Annotated in this window: 20 protein-coding genes and 1 riboswitch; of the genes, 15 read left to right on the top strand and 5 right to left on the bottom strand. The window is 49.6% G+C overall.

The annotated features are described in order from the left end of the window. Window positions 1-8 precede the first annotated feature (8 nt). Complete coding sequence (locus ACDJ58_RS05885; protein WP_063564381.1) at window positions 9-1,010, bottom strand: lipoate--protein ligase; 1,002 nt, start codon at window positions 1,008-1,010, stop codon at window positions 9-11. A gap of 209 nt (window positions 1,011-1,219) precedes the next feature. Between ACDJ58_RS05885 and cobD the strand changes: the two genes are divergently transcribed. The 11 genes from cobD to ACDJ58_RS05940 all read left to right on the top strand — a co-directional run bounded on the left by cobD (window position 1,220) and on the right by ACDJ58_RS05940 (window position 12,424). Continuing rightward, the gene (cobD, locus tag ACDJ58_RS05890) at window positions 1,220-2,368 is read left to right on the top strand and encodes a threonine-phosphate decarboxylase CobD (protein ID WP_413376264.1); all 1,149 of its coding nucleotides are present in this window, start codon (window positions 1,220-1,222) and stop codon (window positions 2,366-2,368) included. Then, on the top strand, window positions 2,349-3,167 hold the full coding sequence (locus ACDJ58_RS05895) for an adenosylcobinamide amidohydrolase (protein ID WP_413376267.1): 819 nt from the start codon (window positions 2,349-2,351) through the stop codon (window positions 3,165-3,167). The genes cobD and ACDJ58_RS05895 overlap by 20 nt, the downstream gene beginning before the upstream one ends. Then, window positions 3,164-4,192, top strand: coding sequence for an adenosylcobinamide-phosphate synthase CbiB (cbiB, locus tag ACDJ58_RS05900; protein ID WP_413376269.1), 1,029 nt, complete (start codon window positions 3,164-3,166; stop codon window positions 4,190-4,192). The genes ACDJ58_RS05895 and cbiB overlap by 4 nt, the downstream gene beginning before the upstream one ends. Further along, the gene (locus ACDJ58_RS05905) at window positions 4,183-4,830 is read left to right on the top strand and encodes a histidine phosphatase family protein (RefSeq protein ID WP_413376271.1); all 648 of its coding nucleotides are present in this window, start codon (window positions 4,183-4,185) and stop codon (window positions 4,828-4,830) included. The genes cbiB and ACDJ58_RS05905 overlap by 10 nt, the downstream gene beginning before the upstream one ends. A gap of 147 nt (window positions 4,831-4,977) precedes the next feature. Next, a riboswitch (cobalamin riboswitch) is annotated at window positions 4,978-5,126 on the top strand. A gap of 199 nt (window positions 5,127-5,325) precedes the next feature. After that, window positions 5,326-6,327 (top strand): ABC transporter substrate-binding protein, encoded by a 1,002-nt coding sequence (locus ACDJ58_RS05910; RefSeq protein ID WP_413376273.1) that lies wholly within the window; start codon window positions 5,326-5,328, stop codon window positions 6,325-6,327. After that, complete coding sequence (locus ACDJ58_RS05915) at window positions 6,324-7,370, top strand: FecCD family ABC transporter permease (RefSeq protein ID WP_064639927.1); 1,047 nt, start codon at window positions 6,324-6,326, stop codon at window positions 7,368-7,370. The genes ACDJ58_RS05910 and ACDJ58_RS05915 overlap by 4 nt, the downstream gene beginning before the upstream one ends. Beyond that, window positions 7,367-8,188 carry an ABC transporter ATP-binding protein gene (locus tag ACDJ58_RS05920; protein ID WP_413376275.1) on the top strand — a complete coding sequence of 274 codons (822 nt, stop codon included), beginning with the start codon at window positions 7,367-7,369 and terminating at the stop codon, window positions 8,186-8,188. Before ACDJ58_RS05915 ends, ACDJ58_RS05920 begins: the two co-directional genes overlap by 4 nt. A gap of 47 nt (window positions 8,189-8,235) precedes the next feature. Then, window positions 8,236-9,366 carry a nicotinate-nucleotide--dimethylbenzimidazole phosphoribosyltransferase gene (gene cobT / locus ACDJ58_RS05925; protein ID WP_413376277.1) on the top strand — a complete coding sequence of 377 codons (1,131 nt, stop codon included), beginning with the start codon at window positions 8,236-8,238 and terminating at the stop codon, window positions 9,364-9,366. Further along, complete coding sequence (gene cobU, locus ACDJ58_RS05930; RefSeq protein ID WP_413376279.1) at window positions 9,363-9,923, top strand: bifunctional adenosylcobinamide kinase/adenosylcobinamide-phosphate guanylyltransferase; 561 nt, start codon at window positions 9,363-9,365, stop codon at window positions 9,921-9,923. The genes cobT and cobU overlap by 4 nt, the downstream gene beginning before the upstream one ends. Next, the gene (gene cobS, locus ACDJ58_RS05935) at window positions 9,920-10,810 is read left to right on the top strand and encodes an adenosylcobinamide-GDP ribazoletransferase (RefSeq protein WP_413376281.1); all 891 of its coding nucleotides are present in this window, start codon (window positions 9,920-9,922) and stop codon (window positions 10,808-10,810) included. The genes cobU and cobS overlap by 4 nt, the downstream gene beginning before the upstream one ends. A 72-nt stretch (window positions 10,811-10,882) precedes the next feature. Beyond that, a complete protein-coding gene (locus tag ACDJ58_RS05940) occupies window positions 10,883-12,424 on the top strand; it encodes a cobyric acid synthase (RefSeq protein ID WP_413379506.1) in 1,542 nt (513 codons plus the stop codon). A 150-nt stretch (window positions 12,425-12,574) separates the two neighbouring features. On the opposite strand, the gene ACDJ58_RS05945 is transcribed toward ACDJ58_RS05940, so the two are convergent. Further along, a complete protein-coding gene (locus ACDJ58_RS05945; RefSeq protein ID WP_413376283.1) occupies window positions 12,575-14,275 on the bottom strand; it encodes a methyl-accepting chemotaxis protein in 1,701 nt (566 codons plus the stop codon). Window positions 14,276-14,610: 335 nt separating this feature from the next. On the opposite strand from ACDJ58_RS05945, the gene ACDJ58_RS05950 reads away from it, so the two are divergent. Beyond that, window positions 14,611-16,008: an L-cystine transporter gene (locus ACDJ58_RS05950; protein WP_413376285.1), complete on the top strand. Its 1,398-nt coding sequence runs from the start codon at window positions 14,611-14,613 to the stop codon at window positions 16,006-16,008. Between the two features lie 259 nt (window positions 16,009-16,267). Continuing rightward, window positions 16,268-16,951, top strand: coding sequence for a queuosine precursor transporter (locus ACDJ58_RS05955; protein ID WP_063564370.1), 684 nt, complete (start codon window positions 16,268-16,270; stop codon window positions 16,949-16,951). A 102-nt stretch (window positions 16,952-17,053) separates the two neighbouring features. On the opposite strand, the gene ACDJ58_RS05960 is transcribed toward ACDJ58_RS05955, so the two are convergent. Next, on the bottom strand, window positions 17,054-18,145 hold the full coding sequence (locus ACDJ58_RS05960; protein WP_413376288.1) for a M24 family metallopeptidase: 1,092 nt from the start codon (window positions 18,143-18,145) through the stop codon (window positions 17,054-17,056). A 249-nt stretch (window positions 18,146-18,394) separates the two neighbouring features. Here ACDJ58_RS05960 and ACDJ58_RS05965 point away from each other — a divergent pair, with 249 nt between their 5' ends. Continuing rightward, window positions 18,395-19,603, top strand: a complete 1,209-nt coding sequence (locus ACDJ58_RS05965) for a PQQ-dependent sugar dehydrogenase (protein WP_413376290.1) — start codon at window positions 18,395-18,397, stop codon at window positions 19,601-19,603. A 101-nt stretch (window positions 19,604-19,704) separates the two neighbouring features. On the opposite strand, the gene ACDJ58_RS05970 is transcribed toward ACDJ58_RS05965, so the two are convergent. After that, a complete protein-coding gene (locus ACDJ58_RS05970; RefSeq protein WP_413376292.1) occupies window positions 19,705-20,436 on the bottom strand; it encodes an MBL fold metallo-hydrolase in 732 nt (243 codons plus the stop codon). A 71-nt stretch (window positions 20,437-20,507) separates the two neighbouring features. Beyond that, window positions 20,508-21,053 (bottom strand): hypothetical protein, encoded by a 546-nt coding sequence (locus tag ACDJ58_RS05975; protein ID WP_413376294.1) that lies wholly within the window; start codon window positions 21,051-21,053, stop codon window positions 20,508-20,510. Window positions 21,054-21,182: 129 nt separating this feature from the next. On the opposite strand from ACDJ58_RS05975, the gene ACDJ58_RS05980 reads away from it, so the two are divergent. Continuing rightward, window positions 21,183-22,046 carry an SDR family oxidoreductase gene (locus tag ACDJ58_RS05980; protein ID WP_413376296.1) on the top strand — a complete coding sequence of 288 codons (864 nt, stop codon included), beginning with the start codon at window positions 21,183-21,185 and terminating at the stop codon, window positions 22,044-22,046. The last annotated feature ends 107 nt before the right edge of the window (window positions 22,047-22,153 follow it).

Raw genomic sequence — 22,153 nt, forward strand, 5'->3', positions numbered from 1 at the left:
TCTAAATTTTATTCTTCCAGGAAAATGAGGCCAATAAAGTCCTCCAGCTCCAGGTTGCCGAAGTAATGTTTTACATCCAGACCCTCAAGTGCAGTACGCACCTCAGATTCCTCGTAACGCTTGCCACGCAGCATGTCTTCGATATCCGCTACATCGCCTACACCGAAGAAATCACCAAAGATTTTGATATCTTCAATGCGCCCATCTTTGATATTCATGCGCAGATCAATGATGCCGACAGGGAATTTACGTGTATGCTTCACATTGCTTTCTGGAGAAAGCCCGTAGTTCCAGTCCCAATTGTTATAACGCTCAGCAGAGATTTCGTTGATCTTGTCCCAGTCTTTCTCTGTGAGTTCATATTGAGGAACGTCTTGTGGCTCCATGCGGAAAATATGACGCAACAGCTCGTCCCGGAATTGTTCAATGGTCAGATTGCTGTCAATCAGATCACGAATATTGGCAACACGGCTGCGCACGGATTTGGTACTTTTGGACTTGAACTTCTCCGGATTAACGTTGAGTGAAGCCTGTACGTGGTCGAGGTTCAGGTTGAACATCAATGTGCCGTGACTGAACATGCGGCCGCGCGTAGAGAATTGGGCGTTGCCCGAAATTTTCTTCTCTCCGACTTGCAGATCGTTACGTCCCGTCAGTTCGGCATTGACACCAAGCTCTTGCAAGGCTTCCACCACAGGCTGCGTGAATTTGCGGAAGTTGTGGAAGGATTGTCCGTCATCCTTGGTAATAAAGCTGAAATTGAGGTTGCCCAGATCGTGATAAACGGCTCCGCCTCCCGAAAGACGACGTACGACTTGAACACCGTTATCCTGAACATATTCAATGTTGATCTCTTCAATGGTGTTCTGGTGTTTTCCGATAATAATGGACGGGCGGTTGATGTAAAACAGCAAGTAACTGTCATCCATCGGCAGATGCTTCAGAATGTATTCCTCAATGGCGAGGTTTACAGAAGGATCTGTAATGCCCTGGTTATCAACAAACAGCATGGTCATTCCTCCATTAATGTATGTGAGGGATGTATATCCCTTATAGTGATGCTTTACGGAATCGAAATTCCTTCTCTATTGTAAACGAATTGTCGATGGGACACAAAGGAATTGAAGCCGCAAAGGGCTTGAATAGTCAAATCAGGATTGACCCCTGCCTGCCACGACATCCATAATAAAAAGGACATGCAGAAAGGATGACGGACAGGATGACCGGTTTAATTGAAGTTTTCGGACATGGCGGTGATGTGGAGACTGCCGCGGCACGTTTTGGAGGGAATCCTGCGGATTTTCTCGATTTTAGCGCGAATATTAATCCTCTGGGTCCACCTCGGGAAGTGCTGGAGGCTCTGGGGCAAGGATTGCATACGGTACTTCGTTACCCGGATCCGGGCCATCGGGCGTTCAAAATGTTGCTTAGTGACCGACTGGGTTTAACCCCGGATCACATATCTGTGGGTAATGGGGCGGCGGAAAGCATGGCTCTAATCTTACTTGGAATCGCCCCTCGTAGAGTAGGTACGGTAGAGCCCGGTTTTTCGGAGTACAGTGCATTATCCAGACAATTTGGAGCAGAAGTCCATCATGTTCAAGGACGGGAAGAACTGGACTGGCGAGCAGAATCGGAAGATATTGAGAAGCTGATGGAGCGGGTGGACCTGCTTTTCCTTGGACAGCCCAACAATCCTAATGGGGTACAGTATCCGGTGGACGTTCTGCAACGGCTTGCTCGTAAAGCAGAGACAACAGGCACGATATTGGTTGTCGATGAGGCATTTCTCGATTTTATTCCTGAATCACAGCGGCAATCACTTGCACCCAGCTTGAAAGAGTATCCGCAAGTGATCATCATCCGCTCTATGACCAAGTTTTATGCGATTCCAGGCCTGCGTCTGGGTTATGCGATGGGTCGTCCCGAACTGATTCATGCCATGACAGAGAAACAGGTCACCTGGAGTGTGAACGGGCTGGCACTGATCGCAGGAGAAGCCTGTCTGCGCAGCGGGGAAACTTTTGAACAGGAGACAATGGCACTGGTGTCACACGAGCGGGAGAGTTTAACGGAAGGCCTAGAGGCTTTGGGATGTAAGGTGACGCGAGGGGAAGCGAACTTTATATTGGCAGCTCTGCCAGAACCGTGGACAGCTACATCCATGCAGGCTGCTCTCGGTGAACGCGGTATACTGATCCGAAGCTGCGCGATGTACCCCGGACTTGGGGAACGACATGTACGTTTTGCGGTCAAGGACGCAGAGGCTAACGGACGTTTACTAGAAATAATAGGAAATGTAATTGAGACTAATCCGACAACGGGATTAGAGGCAGGGGGACACGACGATGGCACTGCCATTCTATAATTATTACTCCCATGTACAAAAGGACCAGAACGAATACAGATCTTCTGTGTGGCCGGGATTATTCGTCTCTGCACATGAACGGCATATTAAAGCATCCAGCCCTTCTGTTGTAACAGCACTTTCCAGTGCCGTGTATGGGGGCGGCATGATTGAACTGGATCGTATATTTAACATCTATGTGGACAGACATTATCGCTGTGACGATCCACCACGTGATATTGCCGATCTGTTGAGTGAATGGCAGGAGCAGCAGGATCAATGTGCCGGTCTTCTGACTGCGGTTCGATTGGAGCATACAGCGATCCAGGAATATGAAAGCGATGAGTTCGGATTACTTTGTTGCACTACAGCAGGAGTATCCAATGCTGCGAGGGCAGGTTCTGCAAGAACGGTGTTCGATGCTGCGGGAAATGAGATGAGCAATGGGACGGTGTCCCAGAAAATAGGGAAGGTTTCGGCTTCAACCTATACTCCCGGTACGATCAATATCATGTTGTGGATAAATGGGCGTATGACTGCTGGAGCGATGGTGAATGCCATTCAGACTGCGGTAGAGGCGAAGGCCGCTGCGTTAGCTGATTTCGGTGTGGTGGATTCAGAGAATGGTCTGACCGCAACCGGAACAACAACGGATGCCATCGTGCTCGCGGTAAGTCAGGCTGAAGTAAATAAACCGCTCATCAGTTATGCCGGGACGGCTACGGTCATGGGTGCAGCTATCGGCAGGCTGGTGTATGACACGATAACGGAAAGCCTGCAAGCTGCGCAGGAGTGGAAAGAGAGGAATAACAAGCAATGACATCTCTGCTGCATCAATGGGCTACCTGGCCGATCTGGACGGGAATAGCTGGAGCCTGGATTATTGTAGGAGCATACATATTGGATCGCTGTATCGGAGATCCACGCTGGATTCCTCATCCGGTGATTGGCATGGGAAAGGCCATCTCTGCACTTGAGCGGGCGATAAGGTCGCGAGTGGACTCGAACCAGGCTCTCAAAAGAGCTGGCGTATTATTTCCCTTTTTGATTGCAGGGGGAGCTTTTGCACTGAGTTGGGGATTGATCTATATGCTGGGTCTTATTCATCCGGCTGTTGCGGTTGTGGCTGAAGTGGCGCTGATCGCAACCACCATTGCTTCCAAAGGTTTGAAGGATGCGGGCAATGAAGTCTACCGCCATCTGAGTCAACAGGATTGGCCTGCGGCGAGACGTTCACTTGGTATGATTGTAGGGCGTGATACGGCTCATCTGGATGAACCGGAAATTGTGCGGGGAACGGTGGAGACTGTTGCAGAGAATATCGTGGATGCCATCGTCTCTCCACTGTTTTATGCCCTGATTGGTGGTGCACCACTTGCCATGGCCTATCGGGCGGTGAATACACTGGATTCCATGGTGGGTTATAAAAATGGAAAATATCTTCACCTCGGCTGGGCATCAGCCCGTCTGGATGATTGGGCCAACTGGATTCCCGCACGGCTTACCGCTTTGCTGTTGATTATTGGAGCCTGGTTCATGAAGCTGGATGCCAGAGGGGCAGCACGCATGGTGTCCCGAGATGCAAGACTTCACCCAAGCCCGAATAGCGGTTTTCCCGAGTCAGCGGTGGCCGGAGCGCTGGGCATAAGACTTGGTGGGCATAACGTATATCACGGCGTGGCTTCATTTCGCGCATATATGGGCGAGCCGTCAAGACGGATGGAAGCAGAAGATATCGTACGAACAACACGGCTTATGTTCTGGTCGGCAGGTTCTTTTGTTTTAGTATGTTGGTTGGTCACCTTAGGGATATGGTCTGCTGGAGGTGCACTGTTATGGAAATAGAAGCTGGACAGGGTGGCATGCAAAGCCGTGAGATTATTTTGATACGGCATGGTACAACGGCGTGGAACTTGGAAAAAAGGTATCTTGGGCATACTGACATCGGACTGTTGCCTGAAGCAAAGCAGGAGCTATCTTCGCTGCGTGAGCAGTTCAGCAATATCGCATGCGAAGCCCTGTATTGCAGTGATCTGCTGCGTTGTCAGCAGACGCTCACACACATTGCATCGTCCCAAATGGGACAGGCCAAGCTTGATGCCCGACTAAGGGAGATCGACTTTGGTCAGTGGGAGGGGTTGACCTACGATCAGCTCAAGGACAATCCACAGTACCGAGACTGGATCGATGCGCCGCAGGAGATAACGCCACCGAATGGCGAGCCTTGGACAGCATTTGCAGCCCGGATTGATTCATTTATGGAAGAGTGTCTGATGTCCTTTTCACCAATACTGCACTCTGGCAGCATAAACGTGCCAAAGGTAGCCGTGATTACGCATGGCGGTGTTATTCGTTATATGGTATCACGTCTCGTTCCGGATCAAGGATTCTGGGATACGCAGGTGATACCAGGACAAGCGATAAAGATCCGGCTGGATGGCGATGGGGATAGCTGGGTTGGAACCAGATTGACTTTTCCGTAAATCGGGTTGTAAGGATGTACAATATAACCTATAATCACAACAGAAGTGTGACTTAGCAAGTGCATCATCGGATGGAGGCTCAACGAGCTCTACCAAGGATGCAAGATGCTCACTTGAATGGTTAAACAATATCAGCGACCAAGGGTCCCGCAGCAATGTTTCATGGGTTCATATGAGGCCATGAACGGCAAACGGGTGAAATAGGGAAGCCGGTGTAAATCCGGCACGGTCCCGCCACTGTAAATCAGGATGAATTCCTGTAAGTCAGGTTACCTGCCCTGGACGTATAAACCGGTGTTCCTTCGAGGAAAGGACAGCGTTTCGGGCAGTTCTCTGTGCATATACAGCGCCAAGCTGATCATGCGCAGATCGCCACATGCGAGACGTCATCCCTGATCCTGACCCAAGGATTGGGGATTTTATTTTTTCGGAACACAAATTCAAGCGGAATTGGGACAGGAGCACTACTCAATAGAATGGATAGAGAAGGGGAGAATGAACACAATGAATTTCAAGACATGGAAAGGCGTGGCGTCACTGCTGAGCGCAGCGATGCTGGCACTGACGTTGGCCGGATGTGGTACAACAACAACGAACGAGGGTACAGGAACCTCGCAACCTGCACAGGAGCAATCCCAGGAACAGGCGAAAACAGATCTCAAAACACAATATCCACTCACGGTTACAGATGCTACGGGTGAATCGTTTACCTTTGACAAAGCACCAGCCAAAATCGTATCCGTATCTCCGGCTGAAACGGAATCCCTGTTCGCACTCGGATTGGACGAGCAGATCGTAGGGGTATCCGACTATGACGACTATCCGGAAGCAGCAACAAAGAAACCAAAAATGGGCGGCATAACAAAGCCTAATGAAGAGTCGATCATTGCAGCTGAAGCAGATATCGTATTTACAGGTATCTCGATGAGCGAAGAGTCGGTGAAGAAACTTCGTGATCTGGGCATTACGATTTTCAAAACAGATTCTAAATCAGTGGATGATGTGATGAACAACATTGAAACATTTGGTGAAATCACGGATCATCAGGAAAAAGCACAGGAGATCACCACCCAGATGAAACAGGATGTGACTGATGTAACTGAAGCTGTGAAGGCAGTTAAACCGGAAGAAAAGAAAAAAGTATATGTTGAGTTCTCCCCAGGCTGGACTGTGGGTAAAGGCGAATTCATGGATGAATTGATCACATTGGCCGGAGGAAACAACGTAGCTTCCGACTTGACTGGCTGGAACCAGATTAATGAAGAGAACATTATTGCTTCTAATCCAGACGTCATTCTGTATGCGAACGATGTAGTGGAAGATAACAAAACATTGGATCAAATCATCAAAGCACGCAGCGGATGGGATCAAATCACGGCTGTGAAAAATGATGCAGTCATTGGTTTGGATGCCAACCTGCTGAGCCGTCCGGGACCACGGGTAACCCAAGGTCTGAAAGAAGTAGCCAAAGCGATCTACCCTGATCTGTTCAAATGAGTAAAAAGCTGGCAGTGTACGGAACGGCCGGAATTGTACTGCTTGTGTTAACCGTGCTGATCTGCACGGGCATCGGTTCGGTTGCCCTGCCTGTTCGGGACATTGCGGGCATCTTGCTTCATCGCATTCCCTGGCTGGGCGACTGGATTGTTCCTGACTGGAATACAGCAGCAGAACAGATTATATGGAAGGTCAGATTCCCACGTGTACTGCTTGCCGTGCTTGTAGGTGCATCGCTGGCGATTGCCGGAACTGGATTCCAGGGGGTTCTTCGTAACCCTCTGGCTGATCCGTTTACCCTGGGCGTATCGTCCGGTGCATCGGTAGGTGCGGCTTTTCTGATTTTTTTCGGATTGCAGTATGCGCTGATTGGGATCTGGACTCTGCCATTGGTCGCGTTTCTGACGGGAGTAATCACATTGTGGTTTGTGCTGGCCCTCGCTCGTGAGGGACGCAAAATACCGACACACAGCCTCATTCTGGCTGGCGTGGTCATGCAAAGTTTCCTGGGAGCAGTAGTCTCCTTCCTGTCGACCATGTCGAAGCAGACAATCAATGAAATTATATACTGGACGATGGGAAGTCTGGCACTGCGTGGGTGGTCGTATACGGCCATCCTTTTCCCGTATTTTGTGCTGGGGCTGATTTTCCTCTGGAGCCGTGCGCGTTCGTTGAATGTGCTTGCCTTGGGGGAACGACAGGCTGCGCATATCGGGGTTAAGGTGGATGGATTGAAACTGTCGGTGTTAGCTGTGGGTACGCTGCTTACGGCAGGCGCTGTCTCCGTATCCGGCGTGATCGGCTTCGTCGGATTGGTCATTCCGCATATTCTTCGGCTCATCGTCGGACCTGATTATCGATTGTTGGTGCCTTTGTCAGCGATTGGGGGAGCCATCTTCATGGTCTGGGCAGATACGATTGCACGCTCATTGCTGGCTCCAACCGAAATTCCGCTGGGTGTGGTTACGGCTTTCGTTGGAGCGCCGTTCTTTGCGTATCTGTTGCACCGGAACAAAAAGCTGCGGAAGGGGATGATGCCATGAGTACATTCATGAAAACAGACCTTACCGAGAGTCGGCCGATGATTAAGGTCACGGGAGCTGGTAAAATGTATGGTAACCATCGGGCCCTGCATGCGGTGGACTGGCAAGTCACAGAGGGTGAATGGTGGGGCGTTGTTGGTCCAAACGGCAGTGGCAAATCGACCCTGCTTCAGCTACTTGCCGGAACCGAACAGCCGAACGCAGGCAGCATACAGATTGATGGACGCGACATTTCCTCATACACCCGTAAAGATCTGTCGCGCATGATTGCGGTCTTGCAGCAGGATGGTCTGCCGGCCATCTCTTATCCCGTAAGGGATGTTGTCGAGATGGGACGTTACCCTTACCAGAACTGGCTTGGCAAAGAACCGTCGGACGGAGCAGCGGTAGTTGATAAGGTGTTAGAGGAGTTGGGTCTGAGTGACATGGCCGATCGACCTTTGGATGCACTGAGTGGCGGACAACGGCAGCGGGTTGCGCTTGCCAAAGTCATGGCTCAGGAACCTAGGCTATTATTGCTGGACGAGCCAACCACCTTTCTCGATATCAAATATCAATTGCAATTCATGGAGTTATTATCAGCGTGGCGTCAAAAAAATCATATTACGATTGTGGCGGTGCTGCATGATCTGAACCTGGCCGCACAATTTTGCGATCATATTCTGGCGCTGCGTGACGGGACTTGTGTAGGCAGTGGCACACCCCATTCGTTGATGACGGAAGAGAACATCCGGGAGATCTTCCGGGTGAGCCCGGCCATGGTTAATCATCCCGACAATGGATTGCCACAGCTTTTGCTAAGACGAGAGAAGAAATGAATGAACGGGGGGGGACCCCATATTTTGATAAAGGAAGTGCTGGCTGTATGAATAATGAACAGGTGTTGGAACAGTTAATTGGTCGGATCGTGGGTCCACATGAGGCAGTTGCGGCTGAAGCTTCCGCGCATGTGGATGCATTGACGAAGCCACCCGGCAGTTTGGGCAAGCTTGAACAGCTAGTTATTCGTCTGGCGGGAATCACCGGTGAGGCTCGGCCTTGCTTTGATCGAAGAGCTGTCATTGTTATGGCTGCGGATCATGGGGTGGTTGAAGAAGGGATTAGTGCTTTTCCAGCTGAGGTAACGCCGCAGATGGTCCTGAATTTCCTAGCAGGGGGAGCGGCAGTCAATGTGCTTGCGCGCCACGCTGGAGCTCATGTGATCTGTGTGGATATCGGCGTGAATGCGGATCTGGATCACCCAGACCTGGTCTCCCGCAAAGTCCGTAAAGGAACAGCCAACATGGCGAAGGGTGCTGCAATGACCCGGGGCGAAGCGATTCAGGCCATTCTTGCAGGAGCTGAAGTGGTCTCCACCGAGGTTGCGAAGGGAACGCAGTTGTTTGTGACCGGAGAGATGGGAATCGGGAATACAACCGCTAGCGCTGCGGTGATGTGTGCATTAACCGGAACAGCACCTGCTTCAGCGGTTGGCCGGGGAACAGGCGTAGATGATGTCGGTTTGCAGCGCAAAGCCGCAGTGGTCAGCCAAGCCCTCAGTGTGAATGCTCCGGATGCAGATGATGCACTCGATGTGCTGTGCAAAGTGGGTGGACTGGAGATTGCCGGACTGACAGGCGTGATTCTCGCTGCTGCTGCAAACGGGTGCCCCGTTGTCGTGGATGGATTTATCTCCACCGCTGCCGCGTTGATTGCGAGCCAGCTTGCTCCGGTCAGTACAGAATACATGATTGCTTCCCACACATCGCATGAAAGTGGACATGCAGCGTTGCTGCGTGAACTTGATCTGAAGCCTATGCTCGATCTGGACATGCGACTGGGTGAAGGTACCGGAGGCGTTCTTAGTCTTCATCTGATTGATGCGTCATGCCGTATTCTGAATGAGATGGCGACATTTGCAAGTGCGGGTGTATCTGGTGGCACGAATGACACTCAACCTACCGAGTCTTCATCAGCTTCTGTTGATTCATCTGTTCAAGGAGAGGTATCATCATGAGTGTTCTCGTGACGGGCGGGGCGCGGAGTGGCAAAAGTTCGTTTGCCGAGCGTCTCTGTATGCAGCGATCCTCTGAAGCCTGGTATGTCGCTACGGCTCAGGCTTATGATGACGAGATGCGCGAGCGTATACGTCTGCATCAGAAACAGCGAGATGAAGCAGGATATCTGTGGCATACGGTGGAGGAACCGCTGGCATTGCCTGAATTAATTACAAGAATGGGAGAGTCCCATACAGGTACATCTGCACCGACCATTCTGGTAGATTGTCTGACACTGTGGCTCAGCAATGTGCTGTTAGCGCATGAACATGAGCCGGTGCAGGTGCTGTACGATCATATGGACGCGCTGGTAGCGGCCATCCATTCATACCCGGGTCTGCTCGTGTTTGTCACCAATGAAGTAGGGGATGGTATTGTGCCAGAGTATGCGCTGGGAAGAAGATATCGGGATCTGGCGGGCATTCTCAATCAGCGGATTGCAGCGATTTGCCGCGAAGTGTTTCTGGTGACAGTGGGTATTGCCATTGAGCTAAAAAGCAGGGAGTATCGTTTATGAGTAAAGGCGATCTTGAACAAAAACATGCGGCTGCGGCCGCTTTTCAATTTCTGTCCCGTTTCCCGGTGAGAATGCAGCTTGATTTCGTCCCGCCATTATTGCGGGAAAGTGTAGTGTATTACCCGCTGGTTGGTGCGGTCATCGGATTATGCGTCTGGCTGGGCGGAGCCCTGACAGGTGCACTGCTTCCATCGTTTCCGGCAGCGGTGTTAACCTTGACGTTATGGGTATGGCTAACCGGAGGCCTCCATCTGGATGGTTGGATGGATACGGCAGATGGGCTGCTTAGTTATCGAACCCGTGAGCGAATGCTGGAGATTATGAAAGACAGTCGTGTGGGGGCCATGGGCGTAATCGCCTGTGTCCTGCTGTTGATGATGAAAGCAGCATTGATTGCTGACTTTATCGCTCGTGGCAACTGGGCCTATGGAGCTTTGCTCATCCTGCCGATGATCTGGAGTCGGTGGTTCATGGTGTATGCCATGGCGGCCTGGCCGAATGCCCGTAAGGACGACGGACTCGCTGTCCTGTTCAAGGGATTGGGGGAACGGAGGGAAGTCCAGCGTGCACGCAGCTCCGCGGTAGGGCTAACCATTCTGGCAGGTGTAATCACATGGGCAGTGGTATGGATCTTCCAGCCGGATACAGCCATGTTCCAGGTGCTGGCGACGGAGAATGGATTGGGGACGTTACCATGGTGGCTGTATCCAGTTGCAGCGATCATAGTGGTGCCGCTTGCTGGCTATGTAATTGGCAAATTCGTTGCCGGGCGTATCAGTGAAAGGCTGGGTGGACTTACAGGGGACACGTATGGAGCCATGAATGAGCTGCTTGAGGCCGCACTGCTAACGGTACTTAGTCTGTTACAGGGATTCTTTTTGATATAACGCTGAGAGTGGAGGTGAGGTAACGTGGAAGATACTTCTGCACAAACGTCCGAACAAACGGCAGCAGTATTAATGCTGCAAGGGACAGCATCGGATGTGGGGAAAAGCGTAATTACGACGGCCTTATGCCGAATATTCAAGCAGGATGGCTTCAGGCCGGCTCCGTTCAAATCACAGAACATGGCACTGAATTCTTACGTCACGGAAGACGGCAAGGAAATCGGGAGAGCCCAGGGAGCGCAAGCCGAGGCATGTGGCATTGAAGCGACGACGGATATGAATCCGATTCTGATCAAGCCGGTTCGGGATATGCATTCCCAGATTGTCGTGCACGGTGTGCCTCTTACACAGATGAGTGCATGGGACTATCGGCAGCATTTCCTGCCTAAAGCCAAACAAACGGTCATGGATGCACTGAATCGGTTGCGTGCGACGTATGATATTGTGCTGATGGAAGGTGCGGGAAGTCCTGCAGAGATCAATCTGAAGGATCGGGATATCGTTAATATGAATCTGGCGGGCTGGGCAGATGCTCCGGTTATTCTGATCTCGGATATTGATCGTGGCGGCGTATTTGCCTCCATTGTAGGTACACTGGAGCTGCTGGAGCCGCATGAGGTTCAGCGTGTAAAAGGATTCATCATCAACAAGTTTCGTGGAGATCTGTCCTTGCTGCAGCCTGGGTTGGACTGGCTTGAAGAACGGACAGGCATACCTGTATTGGGCGTATTGCCTTACATAAGTGATATTCAGATTGAAGCGGAAGACTCCGTGGTGCTGGACTCGATGCGGCATGGCAAATCCGGTCAGCAGGAGCTGGACCTTGCGGTAATTCGTTATCCGCGTATTTCCAACTTTACAGACTTTGATGCCCTTTCTCGGGAACCGGATGTGAATGTGCGATACGTGACTTCTCCAGATGAATTGGGGCATCCCGACGCCATTCTGCTTCCAGGTACGAAGGATACGATTGGAGATCTGGCATTTCTGCGTGCGTCGGGACTGGAGCAAGCGATTGCCAGCCAGACGGAGCGTGAACATGTTCAGCTTGTCGGGATATGTGGTGGATATCAGATGCTCGGTCAGCATCTCAAAGATCCATTTGCGGTAGAAGCGAATCAGATCCAGGAAGCCAATGGATTGGGATGGCTGCCCCTATCGACAAGATTTCTACAGAACAAACAAACGGTGAGAGCCTCTGGGAATGTACACAGTCATCATCCATTTCGCTTGTCCAAGGAAAGCGATGCAGTAAACTCGTTGCCGATCAATGGATACGAGATTCATATGGGCGTTACCGAGTGTCTTGAGCCTGAACATGTAACGGCCTTGTTCCAAATCGCCCATCCGGGAGGTCAATCCTTCAATGAAGGCTGGGGGACGATAGACGGCAAAGTGTGGGGAACGTACCTGCATGGTTTGTTTGAAAGTGATCAGTTCCGTCGTTCATGGCTTAATGGTCTGCGTGAAGGAAAAGGACTTGCTCCGCTACTGGAGACGTACAGCGCACGTGAACGCAAGGAAATGGAGTTTGACCGTGTTGCCGAGTCGTTGCGGTCTGCACTGGATATGCAGCGTGTATACGAGATTATGGGCGTTCAGGCGCCTGAATAAAGGATGCATCCTGGTGTATAGCCTAAAAGAATACCCCCATGCGTGGCAACGTTCCCTGAAACCTGGAACGATGCTGAACATGGGGGTATTTGTGTACCTAATGTTAAAGTTTGATTCAACTATGGAAATAATGGGTTAAAGGTATTCCGGTTAGTTTATTTTGAAGTTCTTCATGGCGGATTGCAGTTCTACCGCTTGCTCATGTAGATGACGTACGGTGCTGGAATGGGAGTCCATCTCATTCAGTTGGAGATCCGCTGTAGAAGCAATCTCTTGCATGCTTTGACGGGACTTGGACGTGATCTGAGCCGTTTCTTCCACGGAAGCACTGACTTCTTCAGCTCCAGCGGATACTTGTTGAGTTGAAGCGGATACCGTCTGAATGGTCAGATTAACATTCTGAATCAATTCGTTAAGCTGCTGGAATGCGGAGCCTGCCTGCTGAACCACGTGAGTACCTGATCCAATCTCTTGGGTTACGCGGTTCATAGCATCAACCGAACGTTCTGCGTCTTCACGAATGGTACCCAGGTAATCGGAGATTTCCTCAGTAGCTGTCTTGGATTGCTCCGCCAGTTTGCGTACTTCTCCGGCAACAACGGCGAACCCGCGTCCATGCTCTCCAGCACGTGCTGCTTCAATGGAAGCGTTGAGGGACAGCATGTTAATCTGTTTCGTGATTTCAAAAATGGATTGAACGATGGTCCCTATCGCGATCGAGCGCTCGTTCATCGTTTCGACATAACGCAGAGATTCGCTCGCGGTCTGGCCGACACGTTCCATTTGTTGAATGGCATCCTGAGCCAGTCGGTTACCGTTAACAGCTTCGTTCGCGGCATCTCCGATCTGCTCGGATACTTCGGCAGAAGAGGAGGCGATATGCATAATGCCTTGCGTGATTTCTTCCATGGCTCTTGCATTTTCGGCTGCGCTGGAAGCGATACTTACGCTACCTTTCTCGGCACTTTCTGCTGAACGACTGGAGTCTTTCACCATACCGGACATAGATTCTACCCGTTTGAGCAAATCATTGGAGCCTTCTACAACTTCATTGGATGTAGAGAGGGCGCGGCTAATCATTTCTTTCAGATTATGAGTCATCGTCTGGAAGCTTGAAGCGAGCTGTGCAATTTCATCCTTACCTTTAATCTGAAGTTCAGCAGTCAGATCTCCTTGTGATATCTGTTTGCTATGTTGAACGAGCTGAATGATCGGCTTGGTTACACGTTTGATCATGCTTGTCGAGATGAGCCATCCGAGCAAAAAGACCAATGCCGTGATACCGAGGCACAACCAGAAGATCTGTGCAATTTTGTCCTGAATGAACTGGGCATCCATGCTAACAGCCATGATCATGTTACTTCCTGCGATCGGAATAAAGGCTGCTTTATGTACACCGAAGGAATCGGCATAAACCTGGCTGATTTCCATTTCTTTTTTCTCAGTGGCCTCATTCATTGCTGCTTCTACTTCAATCTCATCTCCGGCTTTCATGCCCGAGGAGGTATTCGCGATGACAACGGTAGCTTTACCATCCTGAATGGCCACGACGTAGGCTGCGTCTAGATTATGCTCTTTGGCTTTGCCGGCCAAATAGGACTCCACGGTCAGTGCAGCACCCTCAGAGCCAGCTCCGCCACTCTGTACTTGCAAAATTTTAGAAGCGGATGTGTTCTTGTATATATCCTGAATGGACGTGCCCAGGACCTTATCGAACTGTGGAAGCACGTAGCTTTGCATAATATTCATGGAGACAGCATAGAAACTGATACTAAACAACAGGGAAGCAACCAGCAGTACGAGGAACAAAGTGCCTCTGATTTTACCGGCAACGGTGCGATTTCGAAACATAAGGATCATCCTTTCACGTCATGTTCATTAACATTATCGCTTTTCCGTTATCGTAAGACTAAATACCAACGAAGAAAGGCCTAATTTTCACGTTGAGAAAACTTGGGAATAAGCGGATATACCTATATTACAAAATTAACCGGAGGTTGAATACAATAATTTTCACGATTCAGTGTATTTTTTTCAGAAATAGATGAATTTATTACACGCATATTACATAATATCAATTAATACCTACCAGAATAGTTTGTTATGTGATATATTGTTGAATATCGCTTTTGAGCGAGTAGAAAACCGGAATATCCGGTTACTCACACTGAGGAGGATTTATACAGATGAATACCTTTTTAATCATTTTGAACGTAGTGGTTATGCTCGCTCTTCTGGGTGTCCTGTTCTGGATGCAGAAGAAACATATTTCCTTTACCAAGCGTGTATTTGCGGGTTTGGGCATTGGGGTTGTATACGGCGTTATTCTGCAATTGATCTACACATCTGATTCTGAAATCATTACCAAGTCGGTCGATTGGTTTAATCTGGCCGGTTCAGGATATGTTCGTTTGTTACAAATGGTCGTGATTCCATTGATTATGGTTTCCATCATTTCGGCCATCATGAATCTGAAAGGCAAGCAGAATCTCGGTAAAATGAGCCTTTCGATTATCGCAATCCTGCTCATCACGACGGCGATTGCCGCAAGCGTGAGTATTGTGACGAGCTTGAGCTTCAACCTGACTTCTATTGAGATCGAAGGTGGAGACAGAGAGCTTGCACAGGGGCAGAAGATGGAGGAACGTCTCGTTGACGTGAAGGATCAGACGATTCCACAGCAAGTGCTGGAGTTCATTCCGTCGAATCCATTCGCGGACATGACTGGAGAACGTCGCACGTCCACGCTGGCTGTCGTTATTTTCTCGGCCTTTATCGGTGTGGCAGTGCTCGGATTGGATCGTAAAAAACCACAGCAGGCGGAAACGTTCCGCGGCATGGTCAATGCGGTATATGCGGTGGTTATGCGGATCGTAACGCTTGTGCTCAGGCTGACGCCTTACGGGATTTTGGCGCTGATTACGAAGGTAACCGCCACAACGAACCCGGATGAGATTCTGAAGCTGATCAAATTCGTTATTGCTTCCTACGTGGCGTTGATCGTTATGTTCATCATCCACCTGATTATTATTTCACTGTTTGGCTTCAATCCAATTACGTATGTGAAAAAGGTTCTGCCAACGCTGATATTTGCCTTCACATCCCGTTCTAGTGCGGCAGCGATTCCGCTTAACGTGGAGACACAAACGAAGAAGCTGGGCGTATCGGACGGGATTGCGAACCTGTCGGCAAGTTTCGGGGCTACCATTGGTCAAAACGGCTGCGCCGGGATCTATCCGGCCATGCTGGCGGTCATGATTGCTCCTACGGTCGGAATCGACCCGATGAGCTGGGACTTCATTATTACCCTGATCCTGGTGGTCGTGATCAGTTCATTCGGCGTAGCCGGTGTAGGCGGCGGGGCAACCTTCGCTTCCCTGATCGTGTTGTCCACAATGAATTTGCCAGTAGCTTTGGCAGGCTTGCTGATCTCGGTTGAACCGCTCATCGACATGGGCCGTACGGCGCTGAACGTGAACGATTCGATGACCGCAGGTCTCGTATCCAGTAAAATTTTGAAAGAAAACGATCAGGATACATTCAATGATCAAAGCCGTGATCTGGATTCAGCCGTTCAGGTGTAATTCAGATTCATAATAGGCGGATGGCAGTTACAGCCACAAGCCATGCAAGAGCAGCCGTTCTTCGGGTTAATCCGGAGGGCGGCTTTTTGCTTTTAGCATCCGTTGGGCATACCGTAAATATCACCCGAAGCCAGTTGGAGTTTTTTAGTGCTGTTCAACCTTGAGGAAATGTGATAGAGTATTCATGTTTTGGCCCAGAGCCAAACCGCGGTTCGTAACCATCCCGCGTAATCAAAACTAGGAAGGCAGTGTATGAATTTTGTTTAATTTAGGATGGGGAGCGCTTTTCGTTCTCGTAACGTATGGCTTTTTTCTTTTGTGTTACCGCTTGTTCGGTAAAAAGGGTCTTTATGCCTGGATCGGTGTGGCAACAGTCATTGCCAATATACAGGTGACCAAAACGATAGATATTATGGGTATCGTTCTAACGTTGGGTAATACGATGTATGTCAGCATGTACTTGACCAGTGATCTGCTCAATGAGAAATATGGACCGGGTGAGGCACGTAAAGCCGTATGGTTCGGGTTCTTCACATTGATCATGACGACAGTGCTGATGCAGATGGTATTGTTCTTTGAGCCAGCATCGACAGACTTTGCACAGGAGTCGATGGAAAAATTGTTTGGTATGCTGCCACGTCTGGCACTCGGTAGTCTGACAGCCTATTTCATCAGTCAGTTCCTGGACGTGCGACTGTACACTTGGCTGCGCAAGGTGGCGCCAGGGCGCAATCAGTTGTGGATACGTACCAACGGTAGCTCGATCATCAGTTCGTTCGCGGATACACTGGTATTCTGCACGATTGCGTTTGCCTTCATCTATCCATGGGACGTCTGGCTTGAAATTTTCTTGACGACGTACGTGATCAAATTTGTATTGACCGCGGTAGGAACGCCGTTTCTATATGCTGCACGAAGCTTTAAATTCAAGGATGAAGCCTAGATTCGTAGTTAATTCGTCCGGAAAATGTTGAATTCAACACAAAAGTCCCGCAAAGCCATTCATTCATGGTTTCGCGGGACTTTTGGTTATGGCCAAAAAGGATTAGTCCGTCAGAATTTGCAGCTCTTTTGGATAGGACGTCAGCACCTCAACGCCAGTTTCCGTCACAAGTACATCATCCTCGATACGCACACCGCCTGCGCCGGTTACATAAATGCCCGGCTCAATCGTAAATACCGTACCTTCCTCCAGAAAGTCCATGTTCTGACCATGCAGTGAAGGATACTCATGCACGTCAATGCCCATTCCATGTCCAACTCTGTGTAGGAAACGTTCGCCGTATCCGGCTTCTTCCGTAACCTGGCGTGCTGCACGGTCAATATCCGCACAGGTGACACCTGGCTTAACTGCCCGAATGGCAGCTTCATTTGCTGCGAGCACAGTGTTATAGATGGTTTTAAGTTCAGGTGAAATGTCACCAAAAGCAAATGTGCGCGTAATATCTGATGCATACCCACCAGCGTAGACACCCATATCGAACATCAACAGATCGCCATGCTGTAATTTGCGTTCACCGGGTGTGCCGTGTGGCAAGCCTGTTTTGGGTCCAGTGAGCACCATCGTATCGAAGGAAGGGCCGTCTGCACCCAGTTTCTTCATCTGGTATTCCATTTCGGCAACCAGTTCAATTTCCGTTACGCCTGTACGAACGTGAGACAGTCCTTGACGAAGTGTCTCTTCAATCAGATGAATGGCGTGGCGAATGCGAGCAACTTCATCCGGTGTTTTTTTCACACGCAAGGTGCGAAGCAGAGGACCGACATCTTCAAAGTTGGCAGCACCAAGGGCGGCTGTCAACTGTTCATAACGTGCGACAGTCACGTATTCTTTTTCGAGACCTACGCGGCCCAGACGTCCTTGATAACGCTCAAATAAGGCGTAAGGATTGTCCGTATCTGAATGCGTGGCAATGTTGGATACCGAAGAAGCGGCAGTGGCAGCTTCCTCATCGAGTGCAGGCACGATCAACAGCGGATCTTCGCCGCGTGCAAGGACAAGCCCAAGGAAACGTTCATGCGGATTACTCGCAAAACCTGTTAAATAGTAAATATGTTTCGGATCTGTAATCAGCATGGCGTCCAATCCTTGCGTAGACAGACCAGCTTCCAGCCGGGATAAAGGAGTTTGATTCATGAGTGTAGTTGTCCACCTTTCAGTTCGTTCTATCTTTCTATTATAGAAGAATATCGAGGAAATCCAAATGGAGGCAGGCATGATGACCGAAAATTAGCTTTATCTACCCGTTTGAGTGGCAGGTGGGGAGGGTAATACAGGGCGAAACCGCGTAGGGTTGCCATACTTACTTATTTACTTACTTTAGAAATGGACGGTCCTTGAAATCAGGATTACACGATATAACAAAATTAGAAGGGAGATGTATCCATGAATAATCGACTAAGCGTTCCGTTATATGCTTCGTTACTCAGTATGGCTTTGCTAACTGCTTGTGCTTCGGGTGACCCGGCGACAGAATCGCAGCAAACATCACAAGGACAGGGTGCAGGTCAGGGACAGACAGGGGAAGGTGGTAAAGACGGTGCGAGTGGTGGAGAAGAGGAAACAGACGAAAATGCTGTAATTCCTTACGAGGCTTCCGTGCTAGCCGACGGACTCAATGTACCTTGGGAGTTGGTAAGCGTGCCTGATGGACGGATGTTTGTAACAGAGCGACCGGGTACCATTCGGGTCATCGAGAACGGAGAGCTGGCATCTGAACCTTTGATTGAATTTGCTGCTCCGTTTAACGAAGAGGGGGAGGGTGGCCTGCTTGGACTTGCTGCTGATCCGGATTTTGATGATAACGGCTATCTGTATGCATACCATTCCTATCTGGAAGGTGGTGGTGACATTGCCAATCGGGTATTGCGCTTGAAAGTGAGCGACGGGAAGGCGACCATGGACAAGGAGCTGCTCAGTGACATTCCTGGCGGGGTGAATCACAATGGAGGACGGATCAAGATTGGCCCGGACAATCTGCTCTATATTACGACAGGTGAACGATATGAACCGGAGCTGGCCCAGAACGAAGATAGCTTGGGTGGCAAAATATTACGGATTGGTCTCGACGGATCGATCCCAGAAGATAACCCGTGGCCTAATTCACCTGTGTACAGCATGGGGCATCGGAACGCACAGGGCCTGGCTTGGAACTCGGACAATGGTTATCTGTATGCCACAGAGCATGGTCAACGTAATTTTGATGAAATTAACCGCATTGAAGCCGGTGAGAATTATGGCTGGCCTGAGGTGGAGGGAGACGATGATGACAACGGCACATATCAGGCTCCGCTTGCCCATAGTGGGAATGAAACATGGGCACCATCAGGAGTAGCTTTTATAGAGGAAGGACCATGGGCCGGGTCATTGCTTGCTGCCAATCTGCGAGGTGAACAACTGCTCAAAGTTACTCTGTCCGAAGATGGTACACAAGTAACGCAGGTGGAACCGATTTTTAAGAACGAGTGGGGACGCATTCGCAATGTGACTGCCGGAGAAGGCGGGAAGTTATACGTGCTGACGAACAACCGGGATGGTAGGGGATCTCCGAGCGATGGAGATGACCAACTGATCGTTCTGACGCCATACCCGTAACATTTACAATAGAAAAGGGGTTGTCCCGCCATGTTCATGACGTATGGGACAGCCCCTTCGATTCAATATTTACGTAAATATAACTTAGTTGCAGGTACCAATTAGTCAGCGCTTTCCGCGAGTTCAGCAATGCGCTGACTGGGCTCATTGGTGTACTCGCCACCATGGTAACAAAGCACCTTCTCCAGCTTCAGGCCAAGCAGCCTTTTCAAACTGCGCAGTGCTTCAGGCATGTCCGGTGTTGCGGGTGGAGAAGGACCCACCAATTCATCATCGACCACACGCAATGCATCGGCAGCGAGCAGGCACTGTTGCTCCCGGAAGTACAGGCAGATATGTCCTGGGGTGTGTCCGGGTGTATGAATGACCTGAATACCGCCTTGTAGGGATAGCATGTCACCGTCCTCTAGCACTTTGGATATTTTGAACTCAGTCCGTTGTGAGATCAATTGTTCCGCGAGCTCCGCTATAGGTTCAGGCAGCAACGCTTTGCGTTCTGGTGTGAACTTTATCATGGGCTCTTTGCCCGTGATATACGGAATTTCATCGCTATGCGCCCAGATTTCCACATCTGGAACAGCATTCACAAGAGCACCAAGGTTACCAATGTGGTCTATATCGGAATGTGTTACAATAATGCGTTTGATATCAGATAGCTGAACGCCTTCATGTTCCAGTGCGGACTGAAGTTCGGCGAATTGGCCAATCATGCCTGTATCCACAAGCGTAATACCATCTTCATCGCGCAACATAACAGGGTAGATCGGGTTTTTACCCGCAGGTGTGACAATATGAAGATTTAGAACCGTAATATCCATGGATTGATTGTTCATATTTGTTTCCGGAGCGAATCCGGTGCACCTCCTTTGTCGTGTAGGGCCATTTTGCATGTATCATGCATTCGTCAGTTCTCTGGCTGATTATATTTCAAGTGTTTTCTATATTTTTTCACCGTATCCAGGATGGATTCAAACTCTTGCTTTGCATCGTGATTTTCTCTAATGATGGAAGCATAAGAAAAGTTGGAGTGAATAAGTTTATTTCTCTGTTGAAACACTTTGGCTATTTCTTCTTCAAATTTCTCTTCTCCCGATTTCAGGGAAAGATGCTGATTTTTCAATTCAGCCTGAAGGATCTCGATATTGGATAATGAACGGTATGCAGGAGTTTTCATCAGCTGGATCGAATTAAATTTTTTTTGATACGTTTGCTGGTATAGTTGATTCAGCAGGTCTTCAATGATCGAGCATAATTCAATCGTCCATGAACTATATTTTCGCTCTTTCCGTTTTTGGGTAAGCTCACCAATCTCTTCATCGTTCCACAGTTTATCTTTTTCATACAGGGATGAGTCTATCTTTTGCTGGAGATTTTGAACTTCCTGTTCGATTAGTGCAATCTCAAGTTTCGCTTCTTTTTTCAGTTTCTTGAAGTCTTCTTTGGTTAGCATGCGTATCCTCCCTATAAGACCAATATGTGATCTTTTGATTATCTCATATTGAGGTCAGCAGTGCTTTAAAAACAAGAGGATGACTGTCTCAAAATATGAAGAACCTCTGGTTCAGAAGGGAAGTACCTGATGTCCATTCCAACAGCCATTGTTACGGGAGCTAACTCAGGCATGGGTCTGGCAACCACCATTGAACTTGCAAGGCAAGGGTATCACGTGATTATGGCGTGCCGCAGCGAGAAGCGCGGACAGCAGGCACTGGAGGAGGCGCTGCGTCAGTCCGGCTCTACTGCGATTGAACTGATGCTGTGTGACCTGGGGTCACTGGAGAGCATCCGCCATTTTGCACAATCCTTCCGTGAGCGTTACGACATACTTGACGTTCTCGTTAATAATGCGGGTGTCGTGATGTTGAAGCGCCAAGAAACCTCCGACGGTTTCGAACAAGCCATCGGTATTAACCATCTTGGACATTTCCTGCTTACCTTACTCCTGATCGAACCTTTGAAGTCTGCGAAGCAGGGGCGTATTGTAAATGTTTCGTCTGGTGCCTACAAAGCCGGCAAAATCCATTTCGAAGATCCCCACTTGCACAAAGGCTACAATCCAATCAAAAGTTATGCTCAATCCAAGCTGGCTAACGTGTTGTTCACCCGTGTTCTGGCCCGCAAATTGGCGGATACCCGAATCACGGTCAACTGCCTTCATCCTGGTGCGGTGGGTACAAGTATTGGCGTAGACCGCAATACCGGTTTTGGCACTCGAATTATGGCTTTGGTGGGCAAACTACCGTTTTTTCTTTCACCTGAAGAAGGGGCACAAACGACCATCCATCTCGCCACAAGCCCTGAAGTCGCCGGGGTAACCGGGCGTTACTTTTATCAACAAAAGGATCAGGAATTGAAAGCTCATGCGCTGGATGCCGCAGCCGCTGAGCGTTTCTGGACATGGAGCGAAGAGCAAGTTGGACTTAGACCTGAAGAAAAATTGTAATTGCTGACCGCTCGAAGCAGAAGGGGAGACGTCCTTTGAACAGAATTAGAGGCAGCCGTTTTCCATAGCGGTCTGCCTCCAACGTTAAGTTTTAACCAATTCCTGAT

Origin of the sequence: Paenibacillus taichungensis (genome assembly GCF_047302525.1) — a bacterium.
Taxonomy (GTDB): domain Bacteria; phylum Bacillota; class Bacilli; order Paenibacillales; family Paenibacillaceae; genus Paenibacillus; species Paenibacillus taichungensis_B.